The sequence below is a fragment of the Pseudoalteromonas luteoviolacea genome, from assembly GCF_021654285.1.
Taxonomy (GTDB): domain Bacteria; phylum Pseudomonadota; class Gammaproteobacteria; order Enterobacterales; family Alteromonadaceae; genus Pseudoalteromonas; species Pseudoalteromonas luteoviolacea_J.
Genome location: NZ_JAKFZS010000005.1, coordinates 204,862 through 222,225 on the forward strand (window position 1 = coordinate 204,862; position 17,364 = coordinate 222,225).

Here is a 17,364-nt window from a genome sequence, read left to right on the forward strand (position 1 = left end):
TCACCTTAATCAGTACTCGTAAAACCCTTCGTTACTTTTTCTGCCTAGCCTACCGTCATAAACCATCTTTTTGAGCAAATATGCTGGCCTGTATTTAGGGTCATTCGTGGACTGATAAAGGGACTGCATAATAGATAAACAAACGTCATTGCCAATAAGATCAGCAAGTGCCAAAGGCCCCATTGGGTGATGAGCGCCCAACTTCATTGCCAAATCAATTTCTTCCTTAGTCGCAACACCACTTTCAAATAAAGTAACAGCTTCATTAATCATTGGTATCAATAACCTATTGACAATAAAACCAGGACTGTCTTCCACTAATACAGCTGTCTTATTTAAGCTTTCAATTAACTGTAAAACTTTTTGTTTCGTTTCTTCACTGGTAGACAGCCCAGGGATCAACTCAACAAGCTCCATACTAGCGACGGGATTGAAAAAATGTACGCCAACAAAATTAGACTTAAACTTATAGTTCGATGCCAATTCAGTGATGGACAAACTAGATGTGTTGGTTGCCCAAATGGAATCTGGACCAGCACAGCTTTGATACTTCTCCTGTACACTTATTTTGCTTGCAGTATCTTCAGTTATTGCCTCAAAAATAAAATCATACGTACCATCACACTCAGTTACATCTGCGATCAAGGTAAGTACACCACTTTCTGGTAATTCTTTGCCCTGCTTAGCAGCTCTTCTTTTTATTTTTGCTACTTGCTTATCAATACTGGACTGTACTTCATCAAACTTGGATACTTTTCTTACTATGGCAGTGACATTACTCCCTTCGCTTAGAAACAAAGCTGCCACACCTGAAGCCATTGTACCGGCTCCAATTATCAAGGGTTTTTTAAACATGTTTTTCATCCATTAAGTTTTTGAAAGTGTTGTAGTCACGGATATAGTCAGACTCATTATATAAGTCACTTGCCAATACCATTAAGATACAGTCCTCACTGAAATCATGCATTTCATGCCACTGCATAACATCAATTAATACCCCTTGTTTAGGGCTATTCATGAGTACATTAACTTTATTTTTGCCGTCATCCATCAACATAGTGCATTGTCCACTTAAGCAAATTGCAACTTGCTTAGTTTCCTTATGAGCGTGGAACCCTCTAGGTATCTTCGGGTCTACTCCATATATGTAGTACACTCTCTTTATATCAAAAGGAATATTTTTGTTCTCTTCTAGTACAACCAATTCCCCTCTAGAATCGCCAAGAGATGCTAACTCAATTTCCCGAACAAAACTCATTACCTTTTCCCATTTACTAAAGCATCAAGATACTTGCCGTAGCTATTTTTTGACATTAATTGAGCTCTTTCTTGTACTAAATCTTCAGATATCCAACCTTGATTCAAAGCAATTTCTTCTAAACAAGCAACCTTAAAACCCTGGCGTTTTTCAATAGTTTCAACAAACATTGCAGCTTCAAGCAAGCTATCATGAGTGCCAGTATCTAACCAAGCAAAGCCTCGACCAAGAAGTTCTACATTAAGCTCGCCCAGCTCTAAGTACTTTTGGTTAATAGAGGTTATTTCTAACTCACCACGCTCAGAAGGCTCCACTGATTTAGCAATAGAAACAACTTTATTGTCATAGAAATATAACCCAGTTACAGCAAAGTTTGACTTTGGCTGAGATGGTTTTTCCTCGATAGAGATTGCTTTTTGCTCACTGTCAAACTCGACAACACCAAAGCGTTCAGGATCATGTACTTTATATCCAAATACAGTTGCTCCTCCCTCTCTTTGTGCGGCATTGACAAGCTTAGGCGAAAAGCCTTGCCCCCAAAAAATATTATCCCCTAACACTAAACAAACACTGTCGTCACCGATAAAATCTTCACCAATGATAAATGCTTGAGCTAGTCCATCTGGGCTAGGTTGCACAGCATAAGACAGTGAGACTCCAAACTGTGTGCCGTCACCCAATAATCTTTGAAAGCTGTCTTTATCTTCTGGGGTTGTAATAATCAAAACTTCTCTTATACCTGCAAGCATTAAAACTGACAGCGGATAATAGATCATCGGTTTATCATAAACAGGTAGTAGTTGCTTAGAAATACCTTCAGTGATCGGGTACAAGCGTGTACCTGAACCGCCAGCTAAGATAATCCCTTTCATATTATTTATTTCCTATTCTTTCTAAGCTGTAGCTGCCATCTAATACACGTTGCCACCATGACTGATTTTCTAAATACCAGAGGACTGTTTTTCTCATTCCAGACTCAAATGTCTCTGCCGGCGTCCAGCCTAGCTCCCTATCGATTTTGGAGGCATCAATTGCATATCTAACGTCATGACCCGGTCTATCTTTTACAAAAGTGATGAGATCTTTATAGTTTGTAACCCCATCTGGTTTTGATGGGACAAATTCTTCTAGCAGTTCGCAAATATAATGAACAACGTCTAGGTTTGCCTTCTCATTATGGCCACCAATATTGTAAGTCTCACCGACAACACCTTGTGTAACAACTTCATAAAGTGCTCTTGCGTGATCCTCTACATAAAGCCAATCACGTATTTGTTGACCATTTCCATAGACAGGCAAGGCTTTCCCATCTAACGCATTGAGGATCATGTGCGGAATAAGCTTCTCTGGGAAATGGTAAGGACCATAATTGTTAGAACAATTAGTAATGACTGTTGGTAACCCATAAGTTCTTTGCCATGCCCTGACAAGGTGATCGCTTGATGCCTTCGAAGCAGAATATGGGGAGCTAGGTGCATATGATGTATCCTCTGTAAAGAGCGCATCAGTCCCTTCAAGGTCACCATAGACTTCATCTGTAGAAATATGATGAAATCTGAATTCTGATTGCTCTTGAGGCGATAATGTCAGATAGTACGCTTTTGCAGCTTCAAGTAAATTATATGTACCTATGATGTTCGTTTGAATAAACTCAGACGGCCCATCAATTGAGCGATCTACATGTGACTCAGCTGCTAGATGCATAACAGCGGTTGGACGATGTCTTTCAAACAGTTTGTTTAATTCAGCTCTGTCACAAATATCAACCTGTTCGAACTGATATCTTTCACTCTCAGAAACATCAATTACAGAGTCTAAGTTTCCAGCATAGGTCAACTTGTCTACATTAATCACGCTGTCTTGCGTATCATTAATTATATGTCTAACTACAGCTGAGCCGATAAAACCTGCACCACCTGTTAACAGTATTCTGCGCTTCAAGATAAAAACTCCTTGTACCAAGGCATCGCCTTGCTGATCCCTTCTAAAATACGATACTGCGGTTCATACCCAAGTAAATTATTAGCTTTATCAACATTAGCCTGAGAATGACGAACATCGCCAGCTCTAAAGTCTCGATACGTCGGTTCTCCATTAACTTCAATACCATTCTCATTCAGTGCTTCCGAAATAGCACCATAAAGCTGATTTAACGTTGTACGATCGCCTACGGCAACATTATAAACGTTATCCTTCGCTTCTTCTTTTGCAGTCGCAGCGAGGATATTCATCTGAACTGTATTTTCTATAAAGCAGAAATCGCGGCTCGTTTCACCGTCACCATTGATGAATACTTCTTTACCCTCGATCATCGCAGCTGTCCATTTAGGAATAACGGCTGCATAAGCCCCATTAGGATCTTGACGTTTACCAAATACATTAAAGTATCTCAAGCCAATTGTTTTGAAGCCATATGTTCTTGCAAATACACTCGCATATAACTCGTTCACATACTTTGTTACCGCATAAGGGGATAGAGGATTACCAATGTTCTCTTCTACTTTAGGTAAAGCTGGATGATCACCATACGTCGAACTGCTCGCCGCGTAAGTAAAGCTTTGTACTTTCGCTTCCTTCGCTGCCTGTAGCATATTGATAAAACCAGTAATATTACTTGCATTAGTAGTCAGTGGATCGGCGATTGAACGAGGAACTGAGCCTAGTGCCGCTTGATGAAGCACATAATCAATTCCTCCAACAGCAGATGCGCAATCTTCATAATTACGAATATCGCCTTCTATAAAGGTAAAGTTGCTCCACTGTGCATCAGAAACAAGCCCTTTTACCTCATCCAAGTTACGTTGGTGGCCAGTCGCAAAATTATCCAACCCAACCACTTTCTGCTCTAATTTAAGCAGCGTCTCTAATAAATTAGAACCTATAAACCCTGCTACGCCTGTAATTAACCAAGTTTTCGGTTCAGCTAGCAATTGTTCTTTTATTTGATCGTAACGTGTCACGTGTTTTCCTCGAAAATCCATAGAGCATTAATTTGGTTATCAACCATTTTTTTATAGGCGCATATCAACTGCATCTTTATCAAGTACGTATTTTAAATCATAAAGTACGTGTTCTTGTTTTCCATATGCACGAATGTTTTCAGCACCAAGTTGCTTAAACTGTTTGTGACCGACCGCTAGAATGATCGCGTCATAGCTTTCCAATTCAGGCTCATCAGTTAACTTTAAACCATATTCTTCAAACGCTTCATCAGAACAACACCAAGGGTCTACTACATCGACAGAAGCATTATATTCTTCAAGCTCGGAAACTAAATCGACTACTTTTGTATTTCGAAGGTCAGGACAGTTTTCTTTAAAAGACAGTCCCATAACGAGCACTCTTGCTCCCTCAACCTGAATACGTTTTTTTAACATTCTCTTAATTAGTTGAGAAACTGCAAATTGAGCCATGCCGTCATTTAGCCTTCTACCTGCCAAAATCATCTCTGGGTGGTAGCCTACAGCTTGAGCTTTATGTGTAAGGTAATAAGGATCAACGCCAATACAGTGGCCACCCACTAGACCAGGTCTAAATGGTAGAAAGTTCCACTTAGTGCCTGCGGCCTCTAGCACTTCCAATGTATCTATGTCCAATCTGTTAAAAATAACGGACAACTCATTGATTAATGCGATATTCACGTCTCGCTGCGTATTCTCTATGACTTTAGCGGCTTCAGCCACTTTGATACTTGACGCTTTATGCGTACCTGCAGTGATAACTGATTTATAAAGTTGGTCAACATACTCAGCAATTTCAGGTGTAGAACCACTGGTCACCTTTAAGATATTGGTAACGCGGTGTTCTTTATCACCTGGATTTATACGTTCAGGTGAGTAACCGGCAAAAAAATCTGTATTAAATTTCAACCCTGAGAATTTTTCTACCACAGGGATACAGTCTTCTTCCGTCGCCCCCGGATAAACCGTTGACTCATATATAATGGTGTCACCTTTTGAAATAACAGAGCCAAGCATTTCGCTTGCTTTAACCAAAGGTGTTAAATCAGGTTGTTTATGCCTGTCAATTGGTGTGGGAACGGTTACTATGTACACGTTGCAAGACTTTAAGTCATTGACATTAAATGAGTAATGTAAATTAGTTGCTGTTTTCAGCTCTTCATCACTCACTTCCAGTGTATCATCGTGGCCATCTAGTAATTTCTGTACACGAGCTTCATTGATGTCGAATCCAATGGTTGGAAATTTTTTACCAAATTCTACTGCCAATGGTAAGCCTACATAACCTAAACCGATGACTGCAATTTTTGCTTCCTTTATTACATCGTGCATTTTAACTTCCCAAGTACGTTATATTATTCATAAATTATTAAAATAAGGGCATATAAAGCCATATCTGTCTGAGCATGCTTTTCATAAGCTAGTGGAAGTAGTGTGTTATGTGCTGTTGCTATATAACACACTATACCGTCAACATACTTATTTAATCATAAAGTTATGCAGACATTATGTACGTGATCATTTATCTGACTTGTACTCGTAATTGTAATACCCATAGTAGCCATAGGCATTACTTGATTTACGTAATACACCATTAAATACAACACCTTTTACATTGATGCCATTCTGATCAAATCTATTCTTTGTTATTTCGAGCTCTTTAACATGGTTTTGGCCAAAACGTGTCACCAACAACGTTGTGCCAGCATGAGCACTAACAATAGCTGGATCGGTTACAGCCAAAATAGGTGGTGTATCAACTAAAACAAAATCGTATTCAGCTGAAAGTTTCTCGATCATTTTGTTGAAATTCTCATGCATTAACAGTTCAGAAGGGTTTGGTGGTACTTGACCTCTGGTAATAACATCTAAACCAGCTACCTCAGTAGGCTTAACAACCTCTTCTAAAGTATTTTTACCAGATAAAAGATCGCTCAAGCCAAGGCCCCACTTCATAGAGAATTGAGTGTGTAAGTACCCTTTACGCATATCCGCATCAATGATGATAATTTTCTTATCACTTTGCGCTAAAACAATCGCTAAATTTACCGAGATAAAAGACTTACCAACACCTGGGCTTGGACCAGAAATCGCAATAACGTTATTTTTCGCTTCCATCATTGCAAAATGTAAACTAGTTCTCAAACTTCGTAATGCTTCAATAGATAGATCTGCTGGGTTATCAACTGCTAACAGTGATTTAGGTTTATTCACTTTACCTTTACGTGCTTTCGAGAAGCCTGTAAGTTTTTCCTGATATTCAGAGAAAGGGACACTGGCGTATACGGGCAAGCCTAACGCCTCGATTTGAGCCGCATCTTCGATACCTTTGTTCAGTGCTCTACGGACCAAAACAATTACCGATGAAATTATCAGCCCTAAAAGGGTCGTTAGTAATACAATAAATGCTTTTTGTGGTTTCACTGGTGCTGAAATATTCACCTCTGCAGAATCAATTACACGCACGTTACCAACAGTACCTGCTCGAACAATATCTAGTTCTTGTGTCTTGGCTAAAAGCAGAGTGTAAATTTCATTATTTACTTCGACATCACGAGTTAAACGTAATAGCTCTTGCTGCGTTTCTGGGAGTGATTGAACTTGTAACGAAAGAACATTTCTTTGCTGTTTTACAACATCAATTTGCTGCAAAACACCTTGATAGCTTGGATGTTCTTCTTTAAATTTTCTAGATAGTTCCAACCTTTCAAGATCTAACTCTTGTAATTTTGTATCGAGCTTAACTATTTGTGCCAATACTGCCTGAGTTTCCAAACTAATATCAACTGACTGTTGCTCAACCTTATAACTGTTAAAACGACTTTCTGCTTGTTCAAGTTCCTTTTTCACCACAGGAAGCTGCACTCGAAGAAATTCTAGAGACTTTTGAGCTTCAGCACTGCTTCTCTCTACGTTACGTTTTACATATATATCAGCAACTTTATTAAGAACTCTTTTTGCATGTTCAGGATCGGCATGCTCTAGGCTCAGGTTCAAAATGCCCGAGTCAGTACCACGCTCAGCTGCAACTATCGCTCTTTGTAATGCTAAAATAGCGCCTAATCTATCTAACCTGCGAATAGTGAATTCAGTACCAGAACGAGCATAAAGCTTTTCAATCGCTATTTTGAAACCATTCCCTTCAACCTCCTCACCCACTTTGCCAGCTAATACCTCTGAGCCATCTGGCAATAGAAGGACGAATTGATTATCAGCTCTAGCAATCAGTGTAAAAGTGGCCCCTACATAAGCACTTGGTACATCAAGTCGATGTACGTTTATCTGTTCGCCCCCCCAAGCATAGGAATCAAGACCAAACTTTGGTGCTGCAACTTCTCCTTCAAACGATGGTTTAAAGTTACGGTAATATCTGTCACCAATAAAAGGAAACTTCACTGGCAAGGCTTCGGTATTTAATTGCAATACATCAACAGTCTCCCCGAGTACTCTTCGAGACTTTAAAAGTGCTATTTCAGTCACAGATCCAGCAGAGGCTTCTAGCATACCAGACATCTCATCAAATCCAGGGAGCGTTCGTCCCTTTTCTTCTAACTGTAACATCGAAGTAGCTTGATATATCGGCGTACTAAAAATAGCGTAAGTGACCCCCACCGACGTGAATAATAGTGTAAAGAATAAAATAAACCACTTACGATCCAATAAAATCCCCAAAAGGAGTAGAAGATCCAGTTCGTTACTTTCTTTCTCTGACGTTTTATTATTCGATGAAATCATATTCGGCTGAGCATTCATATATTCTCAGTTCCTTATAGGTACTTTTGCCAAGCGCTACAAGCGCTATCTATTAAATCAAATACGTGCTCAAAAGCTTCTTTACTTTGACGGTAAGGATCTGGAATTTCTTTATCTCCCAGCCACTTCCCAAGCAAGAAAGCTTTCCCGCGCGCTTGGGGGTATCTATTATGTAAATCTTCAAGGTGGCGATTTTCCATAACTAAGATAACTGCATTTTGCGCAACAAGATTCGAATTAATTTGACGTCCTTTATGAGGGCTCATATCAATTCCATTTTGACTTGCTAATAAGCTAGCGGTTGCGTCTGCAGATTTTCCCTCTAGTGCTGTAAGACCAGCAGATGAAACGTTTATTTTTTTATCCATCAATCTAGATTTAAGTATGTACTCTGCCGTTGGGCTGCGACAAATATTACCGGCACAAACAACTAAAATACTGTCAAACATAAATCCACCTACTGGTTCTGAATATCTTGAATACTATCAATCGTAGTGATTGAAGGAAGTAATAAACTCAGTACCTTATTCCAACGTGATATAGGTGCACTTGTTACGTAAATAATATCTTGCGGTTCTAATTTAAACTGCTCGGCCAGTATCATTGATGTCATATTTTTAGCGTGTAACTGGTATACATCAGCAATAATACCATCTTTTTCTAAATTTCTTTTCCTAAGGACAAATATTCCATTAGGATCTGCAGAGCGCTCGTTGATCCCACCTGAATCTGCAAGCGCCTCAGCCAAGCTCAAGCCATAGCGGTTGATCCCAACCTTGCCTGCACGCATTACGTCTCCCATAACATAGACATTGCGTCTGTCATTACGGCTTACATGAACAATATCACCACTTTTCAAAACACGATTCTGAGAAATATCTCCCGCGGAGTAAAACTCATCAAGATAGATAACTTCTGTTTTTTCGTCTGACGTAAATGCTACGGTTTTCCAATCAGCTCTATCAGTTAAACCACCCGCTAAATTTATGGCATCAATTAAAGTTAGGGGGATTTCTGTGATTGCATAAATACCAGGCTTGTTAACCTCTCCCGTTACATAAGCCTTTTGGCTTTTATAAGCGACAATTTTTATATCAACCTGAGGGTCTTCAATGACGCGGCTTAGACGTTTGACAATTTCGGAATGGAGTTCACTAACTGTTTTTCCAGCAGCCTCCACCTTTGGAGCATAAGCATATGTGATTGTACCGTCAGCTTGTACTCTGAAACCATCAAATTCAGCTGTCCTTTGAACAGCAGCAGGAATCGTCAGTTCAGGGTGATCCCAAACACCTATTGAAATAACATCACCAATACCGAGACGGTATTCGTAATCTGATAATTGAGAGGTGCTAGTAGAGAATTGAGCTTGCGATTTTAAGTTACGTTTTTTTTTGTCTGCAATCAATGCAGGGCTAATAAGTTGAATATTAACCTTTGAAAGCTCCTGTTCTAGATTAGCACTTTGTTCTTCTGAATTTATCCCTTCTAGATGACCGCCAGGAATAATTGTGCAGCCACTCATTGCAAAAATACACGTCGATGTAATTGACGCGGCAATGAGCTTTTTAAAGCATTGCGCCATTCGTTCTTCCTAAAATCTTTTATCTTATCTATTTTAACTAATTTCCAATCACTTATACCCATTACAAGTACAGGTAATATAAAGCTCGTCACTTATCCATAACGACATCCATTAAATCATGCAATGGTCGAGTTCGCAAGTTTACATTGCGTTAATGTTACATGAGTTTTACTAAAGATTTATTGCAATAGCTTCGAACGCTACTGTGAGCTAATTACCATCTTATTAGCCACCTAAAATAAAAACCTAAACAACTAACAAACAACAGTTTTCTCCAAAAAAGGAACTATGACATTAAAATAAAAGAACAAAAAACGTTCGTGCAATTACTTCAAAAAAGGCAACAAAAAACTGCAATTTAACAACTTCTTGAAGTAACGATTTTTACCTAAGTTTCTTGCTCAAAAATTTAATTAGCTTACACAGGAGAGAACATAAAAATTACATAGACTAAGCCTTCCAATGCTTTGAAGTAGTATTTCCTTAAACTCGAGCCATTATACAATATAAACAATGGGAGGCCAATTTATCTGTACGATGAAGCTTAATATCTTCATATTTTTGTATTAAATAAATCTAAAAAGCACTTTTACACAATAATTTACATAGTAGCCAACACTTTCGCCCAGCACTCTCTTATTATTTGCAGATAAATTGAAAACAGTGGAATCAGCTCGTTTAGCTTCATAACTGGCGACAAAGTACCTTGTTCGATAGTCACCAACGTAAGCTTACTTAACACTCGAATAATTTTTCAGATTCATTCAGCAAGCTTTTCTCAAAATTTGTACAATAGGCATAATACTTAAAAATTGCATCTCTTAAAGCTATGTCGCCTTCTATAACGGCCTTGATAACTGGGAGAGATCAAGCGTCAACAAGGCCTAAAGAAATGCTTCTCATTAAATTGTTGATTATCGTAAAGCTAAATTTGAATGCAAAGAGTTGTGGTTATAGAAATAAACAATGGGAATTGCCAAAGTTAAAGTTGGATACCGCCATAGAGGCGGCATTCAAAAAATAGACATGAGTATAAATCAGCACTACCTAGTCGATCTCGTAAAAATCTTTATACCAAGAGACTAAGTTTTTTACGCCCTCAGAAAGACCAACTTTAGGTTTATAGCCAGTAGCCTCAAACAAGTCCGTCGTGTCAGCATAAGTTTTATAGACATCTCCTGGTTGCATTTCCCTGAAGTTTTTATTCGCTTCTATACCTAATTCTGATTCAATTGCCTTTATAAAATCCATAAGATTTACTGGGCTACCATGGCCTATATTATAGACTGCATAAGGAGCTGAGCTGGTTGCTGGACTACCGCTTTCAACTGTCCAATCCTTATCTCGTGAAGGAATGACATCTACTACCCGTATTATACCTTCAACAATATCATCAATATAAGTAAAGTCACGCCACATGTCCCCATTGTTGTTCACATCAATTACCTCACCGCCTAATATTTTCTTGGTGAAGATAAATGGGGCCATATCAGGCCTTCCCCATGGTCCATACACTGTAAAGAATCTTAGTCCAGTTGTTGGGATACTATATAAGTGTGAATAACTGTGGGACATCAATTCATTTGATTTTTTCGTAGCTGCGTATAAAGAAACAGGGTGATCAACTGAATCTGATGTTTCAAATGGGGTCTTTTCATTTAAGCCGTACACAGAGCTAGACGAAGCGTAAACGAAATGCTTAACTTTCGCACTTCTACATCCCTCTAATATGTTTAAATGACCGAGTAAATTACTGTCTGCATATGCATGAGGATTTTCTATGGAATAGCGCACACCAGCCTGCGCAGCCAAATGGATCACATAATCAAAATTTTCAGATTGAAACAACTGTTCAACATCACTTCTGCTACTTATATCAAGCTGTACAAAAGAAAAGCTTTCCGTCGGTATTTGTTTCAAGCGCTCCTTTTTTAAGTTTACATCATAATAATCATTGATATTATCAATACCAACGACCTGATTGCCTTTAGCCAATAGCTTTTTGCATACTTCTGCACCAATGAAGCCTGCTGCACCTGTAACCAAATATTTCACTGTTGTTGTACTCATATTAATCACACCCAAAGATATCTCTTGTATAAACCTTTTCGGCTACATCACTCAGTTCATCTGACATTCTATTTGAAATGATAACATCAGATTTTGCTTTTAACTCTTCAATGGATTGAGTCACTTTAGAGTAGAAAAACTCTTTTTCTGAGTATGTTGGTTCATAAATGATTACCTCAATACCTTTTGCTTTAATGCGCTTTATGACCCCTTGAATAGCTGAAGCTCGGAAATTATCAGAACCAGACTTCATAACTAGCCTGTATACACCAACTACCTTTGGTCTCTTAGCAATAATTGCATCAGCAACGAAATCTTTGCGTGTTGTATTCGCGTCTACGATTGCACGGATCATATTGTTAGGTACGTCTTGATAATTTGCTAAAAGCTGTTTCGTATCTTTCGGTAGGCAATACCCGCCATAGCCAAATGATGGATTATTATAATGAGTCCCTATTCTCGGATCTAAGCTGACCCCTTCAATGATCTGCTTCGTGTTTAAGCCATGCGATTCGGCATAGGTATCTAATTCATTAAAATAGGCAACTCGCATAGCTAAATATGTATTAGAAAATAATTTTATCGCCTCAGCTTCTGTCGCATGTGTCAACAAAACGTCAATATTTTCTTTAGCTGCACCATCAACAAGAAGCTGTGCAAATGTTTTAGCCTGCTCCGATATATCCCCTACGATAATTCTAGAAGGATTTAAATTATCATGCAAAGCTTTCCCCTCTCGAAGAAACTCAGGGGAAAATATTATTTTGTCTGTATTATATTTTTGCTTTATCTCTTCAGTAAAACCAACCGGCACTGTAGACTTGATAACCATTGTAGCACTTGGGTTGTGAGATAAAACATCACCAATTACGGCTTCAACTGATTGTGTATTAAAATAATTTGTTTGTGGGTCATAATCGGTAGGCGTAGCAATTACAACAAAGGTAGCATCCGCTAAGGCTGATGACTTATCTGTAGTCGCTTCAAAATCAAGGTCATCACGCTGTAAGAATAATTCTATGTCATCATCAACAATTGGTGACTTACCACTGTGTAGAAGAGCAACTTTTTCTTCGTCTATATCCAATGCGACAACTTTATTCTTTTGGGCCAGCAACATTGCATTAGATAAACCAACGTAACCAGTACCAACGACCGTAATTTTCATTCTTAAAAACCTAATTTTCAATTTGTTCAACTAACACTAGCGCCAGCTTCCAGACGGAATTGTAGCAAACAATATTAAGACTGTAATCAACTAAAAATACAGCTATTCAAAAGACAAAAGCCCATATAATCTATATATCAGGTAAAGAAAAAACCTTTCTGACTATGGGCTTAATTTCATCTTAAACTCAGACAATTACATGAGCAGTATGTAACTCTCCCAGCTTTAGTACAGCTCATTAGTAGAATTATACCGCCTCAAGATAGTTCATTGGAGTTTGAGCTCATGATACATCGTGAGGCCGTTCATAAATATCTAGCCACTCATTTGTAATATCAAGAACCTGCTGAAATGACATAAACAAATATAAATCCAATACTTCTTATCGACAACTGCGATTAAGTCGCCCAACAAAACCATTCTGATATGGACTACTTGGTTTGATAAACTCAAGTTTTATGCATTTTTCAGCAGCCCAATTTTCCGGAGCACTCGATGTAAATTCAGGGCCATTATCCACTCGAATTTATTTGGGTTTTCCACGCCATGCAACGGCCCGCTCCAACCCCCGAATAACGCGTCAGCCGTGAGGCTTATATCGACTCAATCGCTAATGCTTGGCGGTTGTGATCATCCAGTATACTCAGAGCTCTAAAGCGATGTCCGTAGTTTAGCGCATCGCTCATAAAATCCATCGACTACGAGTCATTATGATTGCTCGGTGCGCTTAACGGCTTTGGTGTCCGTGTTGGCACTCGGCGCTTCCTTTTTGTCTAAGGTTAAATTTAAGCATGTTATAAACTCGCTCAACGCGCTTTTTATTCCACACTTTGCCTTGATGCCTAAGTCGTTTACACAGCTTTGGCGTGCCCCACCTAGGGTGCCGCTCAACAAGCGCTAACAAAGTATCAATTACATCATCATCCGATAGTCGTTTGCATTTATAGTAATAAACGCTTCGCCCTAAACCCGCTACATCACAAGTCAATGCTACGTTTACCTCAAACCGTGCTCTTAAGTGTTCGACCCAAGCTCTGCGCCTGCTTGTTTTCACAGCTTTTTTGAGATGATTTCCTCAAGCATTGAATGTTTTAAACTGAGAATCGCAAACATGTCTTTTAGCTTGCGATTTTCATCTTCAAGCTCTTTTAAACGTTTAATGTGAGATGCTTCCATCCCACCATGTTTACGGCATATTTCCAGTACAGGCACACCTGAATCAGCTTATTTGGTCATGCCGACTACCCATGTCTCGGTGAACTTACTTTTTCGCATCATAAAACTTCCTTCTTATATTGATAGAAATTCTACTTATGGACTGTTTCAGTTTATAGGGGAAGTTACAGTTTGATTTTCAGACTTTTTCAACACAAATGCTAAAAAAGTGCTCAAAGCTAAGCAACCCCCTTCAAGGTGACTTCCCAAGTTTATTTGATAGAGTGCTTCGGCATTAATTTGAAGTAATAGGTAAAACTGAAGTCAGCAAAAAATAAAAATCGAGCAATGGTGATTGATAATGCACCGCCGAACAAACCGTATTCACTAACTAGGAACAAAGTAACTAACCCAGATAACAACGACACCCTTAAAGAAATGTTTTTGTACAAAGCGTCTAAGCCCTTGGGTAAGAAGTATCCTTGGCTAACCGCATTAGCTAATCCTATAAAAAAAACACCAACGGTCAAAATAACTAAGTACTCATTTGATTTAGCGAACTCAGGCCCTAAAAGAAAACCGAGTAACTCTTCACCAAACAAAGAAATGACAGCTAATGGCGGAATGCTTATCAATGTATTTGCCTGTAACATACCTTTAACTTTAGAACCCTGTAACCTAGCAAGCACAGGATATAAAGCTTTTGATAAAACATTTTGCAACGTAACAACGACTTGGCATAATCTAGAAGCAATTGCAAACTTAGCAAATTGATCTGGCGGAAAGCTGGTGCCCAAAAAAATTGTTGGGATAGAGTTATATAGATTTGGTGCTAATAAGCCAATAAAGACATGAACTCCAGACTTAACTCGAGGAATGACATTTAAAGTTATTCTAACATCTAATTTTTCACTTTTAGAGCACACTATCAGTAGAACTATGCCTCCAATAAACATTGGAACGCCCATGCTCATTGTAGTTAAAAATAAATCTGTTTGTTCTCTAACAAAAAGTACTACTACAAGCACATGTACTAGCTTAATTAGAAAAGATACTTTAGTAATTAGCCCCATATTACTTTGAGCTTGAAAATACCAAGTAGGTATTAGCGCATAACCAACTAAGTATAACGGTGCAGCATATAAGATTAACCTATAGACATCTTCAGCTAAAAAAGCTGCTGCATAACAGATACAAATCAAGCAATAAACAAGAGAGAATATAACTCTTATACTTTGTGTCTCTAAAAAAACCTTTTTTACTAAGTCAAAATCTTGCTTATTATTGGCCACCTCACGGACTGATGTATATTGTGTTCCATAATCAATTATTGTGTGGCCGAAAAATAAAATAGAAAAAATTAAAAGATATATTCCATATGCATCCGCCCCTAGAGTCCTTGTCAATATCGGCATTATTAGCACTGGTACTAATAAGCCAATAAAATCAATGACACCAAAGTTCAGGAAGTTTTTAATTATTTCTTTTTTAAATAGCATCGCGATTACTAATACTAGAAAGCACCAATTAACGTACTTGCGACACGCTTAGCAGTCTCATTTTTATTGTCTAATAAAGGGTTTATTTCAACAACTTCAAACATTTTCAACTTTTCCGAACTAAATAAAACACTAAGCAACTCTTGAGCCTGCTCTACACTTAGTCCGTCACCAACTGGAGTACCCGTTCCAGGAACCAATTTAGCGTCTAGTGAGTCGATATCAAAAGAAACATATAAAAGATCACAATCGTCCAGATATTCTAAACATTGATGAGCAATTCTCTTAGAACCCTGTTCATTCAAATCTGCTACCTGAAAATATTTAATATTTTCTTCTTTAACGATATCCCACTCTTCTTGCTCTAAATCCCTTATTCCAACATAAACTAAGTCTTTCAATGCAATAGACTCACCACAAAGTGCTTTCGTGTTATTCCAAAGTTCAACTGTTTGTTCATCTAATTCGTTTCGAGCTCGATGTAAATGGTCTTTACACGCAGCTGCAGCAACAGGCATGCCATGCACATTACCACTTGGCGTAGTATATGGTGAATGTATATCAGCATGTGCATCAATCCAGACCACGCCTATTCTCTTATCTGGGAATGCCTTTTTCAGCCCCGCAAGAGAGCCTGATGCCGTACTGTGATCACCTGCTATCACTTTTAATTGACTGTCATTATTCTGATAAAAATGAAAAATTGATGACGATAGCCTATCAATACATTCATTAATTTCCCCCAGATAGTGAGCTTTCTTTAATTTACTCTGTCTGACAGGAAGTGCTGCAACATTAATAGAATCAACTACGTTTACTTTATCACCCAACTCAGCTAAAAGAGCCCTACAGCCAAGTGCAGCACCTGAATGTGGTCCACCTAAATCGCATTCAACAACTATTACATCTTTTATCATGATGCTTTACTCCCTTGCTCGTTGATAACACACTCTAATCTCAGATTCCAACATGCATTTTGACAATACTCACCTTCAACAAATACATACTCACGTTTACAAGAATCGTAAATATACTTTCCAGGTACATCATCAATATACATTTGAGATGGTAAAACAGACCCGAAGATTGATTGTAATTCGTTTATATAAAACTTGCCGTCTGTAGTTTTGAGTATATCAACGGCCATACTGGTGCAGTCCATTCTATCAGTTAGCTCTCGTGTCATATCTAAGAGCTCAATAGGGGGTTGTACCCAACCAACTAAGTCCGAACCACTGGCAAAACCATTACTTCCTATAAGTTTTTGATGACCAAAATAACTATCACCAACCCTAATTATTCGCCACTCTAGCTCAATATCTAAAAACTCTTGGAATAATACATAGTGTCTTTGAGCCCTTGAAACTCGAGGGAACGGAATATTATTTTTAGAGCCCCAAGGTATATTACCAAGTGCAAATTCTGGGTTTAGTTTTCCAAAAACTTTATTAACTAGCCTTTTAGCTGTACGTCGGTTTTTGATAATTTTAACCGCACTACCGCCTGCTCCAGTGTTTGCTTTAGATACAATGGGAAAAGTAGCCTGCTCGATAAAAGATAATGCATCATGCTTTTGTGCAAACACATTTGTCGCTGGAAAATTGTAGCCCAGATACTCTAGCCATGTAGCCATATTCCTTTTGTTCTCATATACATACAATTCATTAAACTTGGGATATGTTTTTTTATTGAGAACTTGACTAATAAAGTACACTCTTTCGTCAAATATAGCTTTGTGCTCGTCATAATTGCATGGAGGACGAATCAAAAATAGATCAAATGACCTATTAACAAGCTCTAACCATTTATTACTCAACAAATCTATAACTTCATATTCCAATTTAAAATCAGAGCACGCCGAGATCATTTTATCCAGTTCTAAACCTGGATAGCAACATATTGCAACTTTCATAATA

General features: G+C 38.3%; 16 protein-coding genes. All 16 read right to left on the minus strand.

What is annotated here, in order from left to right:
• Nucleotides 1–9: 9 nt before the first annotated feature.
• The 16 genes from L1077_RS06375 to L1077_RS06445 all read right to left on the minus strand — a co-directional run bounded on the left by L1077_RS06375 (nt 10) and on the right by L1077_RS06445 (nt 17,360).
• Nucleotides 10–855 carry a 3-hydroxyacyl-CoA dehydrogenase family protein gene (locus L1077_RS06375; protein WP_237136066.1) on the minus strand — a complete coding sequence of 282 codons (846 nt, stop codon included), beginning with the start codon at nt 853–855 and terminating at the stop codon, nt 10–12.
• Nucleotides 848–1,258, minus strand: a complete 411-nt coding sequence (locus tag L1077_RS06380; RefSeq protein ID WP_237136067.1) for a sugar 3,4-ketoisomerase — start codon at nt 1,256–1,258, stop codon at nt 848–850. Before L1077_RS06380 ends, L1077_RS06375 begins: the two co-directional genes overlap by 8 nt.
• A complete protein-coding gene (gene rfbA / locus L1077_RS06385) occupies nt 1,258–2,130 on the minus strand; it encodes a glucose-1-phosphate thymidylyltransferase RfbA (protein ID WP_237136068.1) in 873 nt (290 codons plus the stop codon). Before rfbA ends, L1077_RS06380 begins: the two co-directional genes overlap by 1 nt.
• 1 nt (nt 2,131) lies before the next feature.
• The gene (gene rfbB, locus L1077_RS06390; protein ID WP_237136069.1) at nt 2,132–3,199 is read right to left on the minus strand and encodes a dTDP-glucose 4,6-dehydratase; all 1,068 of its coding nucleotides are present in this window, start codon (nt 3,197–3,199) and stop codon (nt 2,132–2,134) included.
• Nucleotides 3,196–4,218, minus strand: a complete 1,023-nt coding sequence (locus L1077_RS06395; RefSeq protein WP_237136070.1) for an SDR family oxidoreductase — start codon at nt 4,216–4,218, stop codon at nt 3,196–3,198. Before L1077_RS06395 ends, rfbB begins: the two co-directional genes overlap by 4 nt.
• A gap of 51 nt (nt 4,219–4,269) precedes the next feature.
• The gene (gene tviB / locus L1077_RS06400; protein WP_237136071.1) at nt 4,270–5,550 is read right to left on the minus strand and encodes a Vi polysaccharide biosynthesis UDP-N-acetylglucosamine C-6 dehydrogenase TviB; all 1,281 of its coding nucleotides are present in this window, start codon (nt 5,548–5,550) and stop codon (nt 4,270–4,272) included.
• A 186-nt stretch (nt 5,551–5,736) separates the two neighbouring features.
• Nucleotides 5,737–7,971: a polysaccharide biosynthesis tyrosine autokinase gene (locus L1077_RS06405; RefSeq protein WP_237136072.1), complete on the minus strand. Its 2,235-nt coding sequence runs from the start codon at nt 7,969–7,971 to the stop codon at nt 5,737–5,739.
• 14 nt (nt 7,972–7,985) lie between these two features.
• Nucleotides 7,986–8,420: a low molecular weight protein-tyrosine-phosphatase gene (locus L1077_RS06410; RefSeq protein ID WP_237136073.1), complete on the minus strand. Its 435-nt coding sequence runs from the start codon at nt 8,418–8,420 to the stop codon at nt 7,986–7,988.
• 8 nt (nt 8,421–8,428) lie between these two features.
• Entirely contained in the window at nt 8,429–9,556 is a 1,128-nt protein-coding gene (locus tag L1077_RS06415) for a polysaccharide export protein (protein WP_237136074.1), read from the minus strand.
• 1,047 nt (nt 9,557–10,603) lie between these two features.
• Nucleotides 10,604–11,611: an NAD-dependent epimerase gene (locus L1077_RS06420; RefSeq protein WP_343222111.1), complete on the minus strand. Its 1,008-nt coding sequence runs from the start codon at nt 11,609–11,611 to the stop codon at nt 10,604–10,606.
• A gap of 16 nt (nt 11,612–11,627) precedes the next feature.
• Nucleotides 11,628–12,794 (minus strand): nucleotide sugar dehydrogenase, encoded by a 1,167-nt coding sequence (locus tag L1077_RS06425; protein ID WP_237136076.1) that lies wholly within the window; start codon nt 12,792–12,794, stop codon nt 11,628–11,630.
• 727 nt (nt 12,795–13,521) lie between these two features.
• Nucleotides 13,522–13,848, minus strand: coding sequence for an IS3 family transposase (locus L1077_RS27555; RefSeq protein ID WP_237136077.1), 327 nt, complete (start codon nt 13,846–13,848; stop codon nt 13,522–13,524).
• Nucleotides 13,845–13,970 carry a hypothetical protein gene (locus L1077_RS27425; protein ID WP_275424203.1) on the minus strand — a complete coding sequence of 42 codons (126 nt, stop codon included), beginning with the start codon at nt 13,968–13,970 and terminating at the stop codon, nt 13,845–13,847. The genes L1077_RS27555 and L1077_RS27425 overlap by 4 nt, the downstream gene beginning before the upstream one ends.
• A 251-nt stretch (nt 13,971–14,221) precedes the next feature.
• Complete coding sequence (locus L1077_RS06435) at nt 14,222–15,448, minus strand: oligosaccharide flippase family protein (protein WP_237136078.1); 1,227 nt, start codon at nt 15,446–15,448, stop codon at nt 14,222–14,224.
• 14 nt (nt 15,449–15,462) lie between these two features.
• Entirely contained in the window at nt 15,463–16,365 is a 903-nt protein-coding gene (locus tag L1077_RS06440; RefSeq protein WP_237136079.1) for an arginase, read from the minus strand.
• Nucleotides 16,362–17,360 (minus strand): ATP-grasp domain-containing protein, encoded by a 999-nt coding sequence (locus L1077_RS06445; RefSeq protein WP_237136080.1) that lies wholly within the window; start codon nt 17,358–17,360, stop codon nt 16,362–16,364. Before L1077_RS06445 ends, L1077_RS06440 begins: the two co-directional genes overlap by 4 nt.
• Nucleotides 17,361–17,364 lie beyond the last annotated feature (4 nt).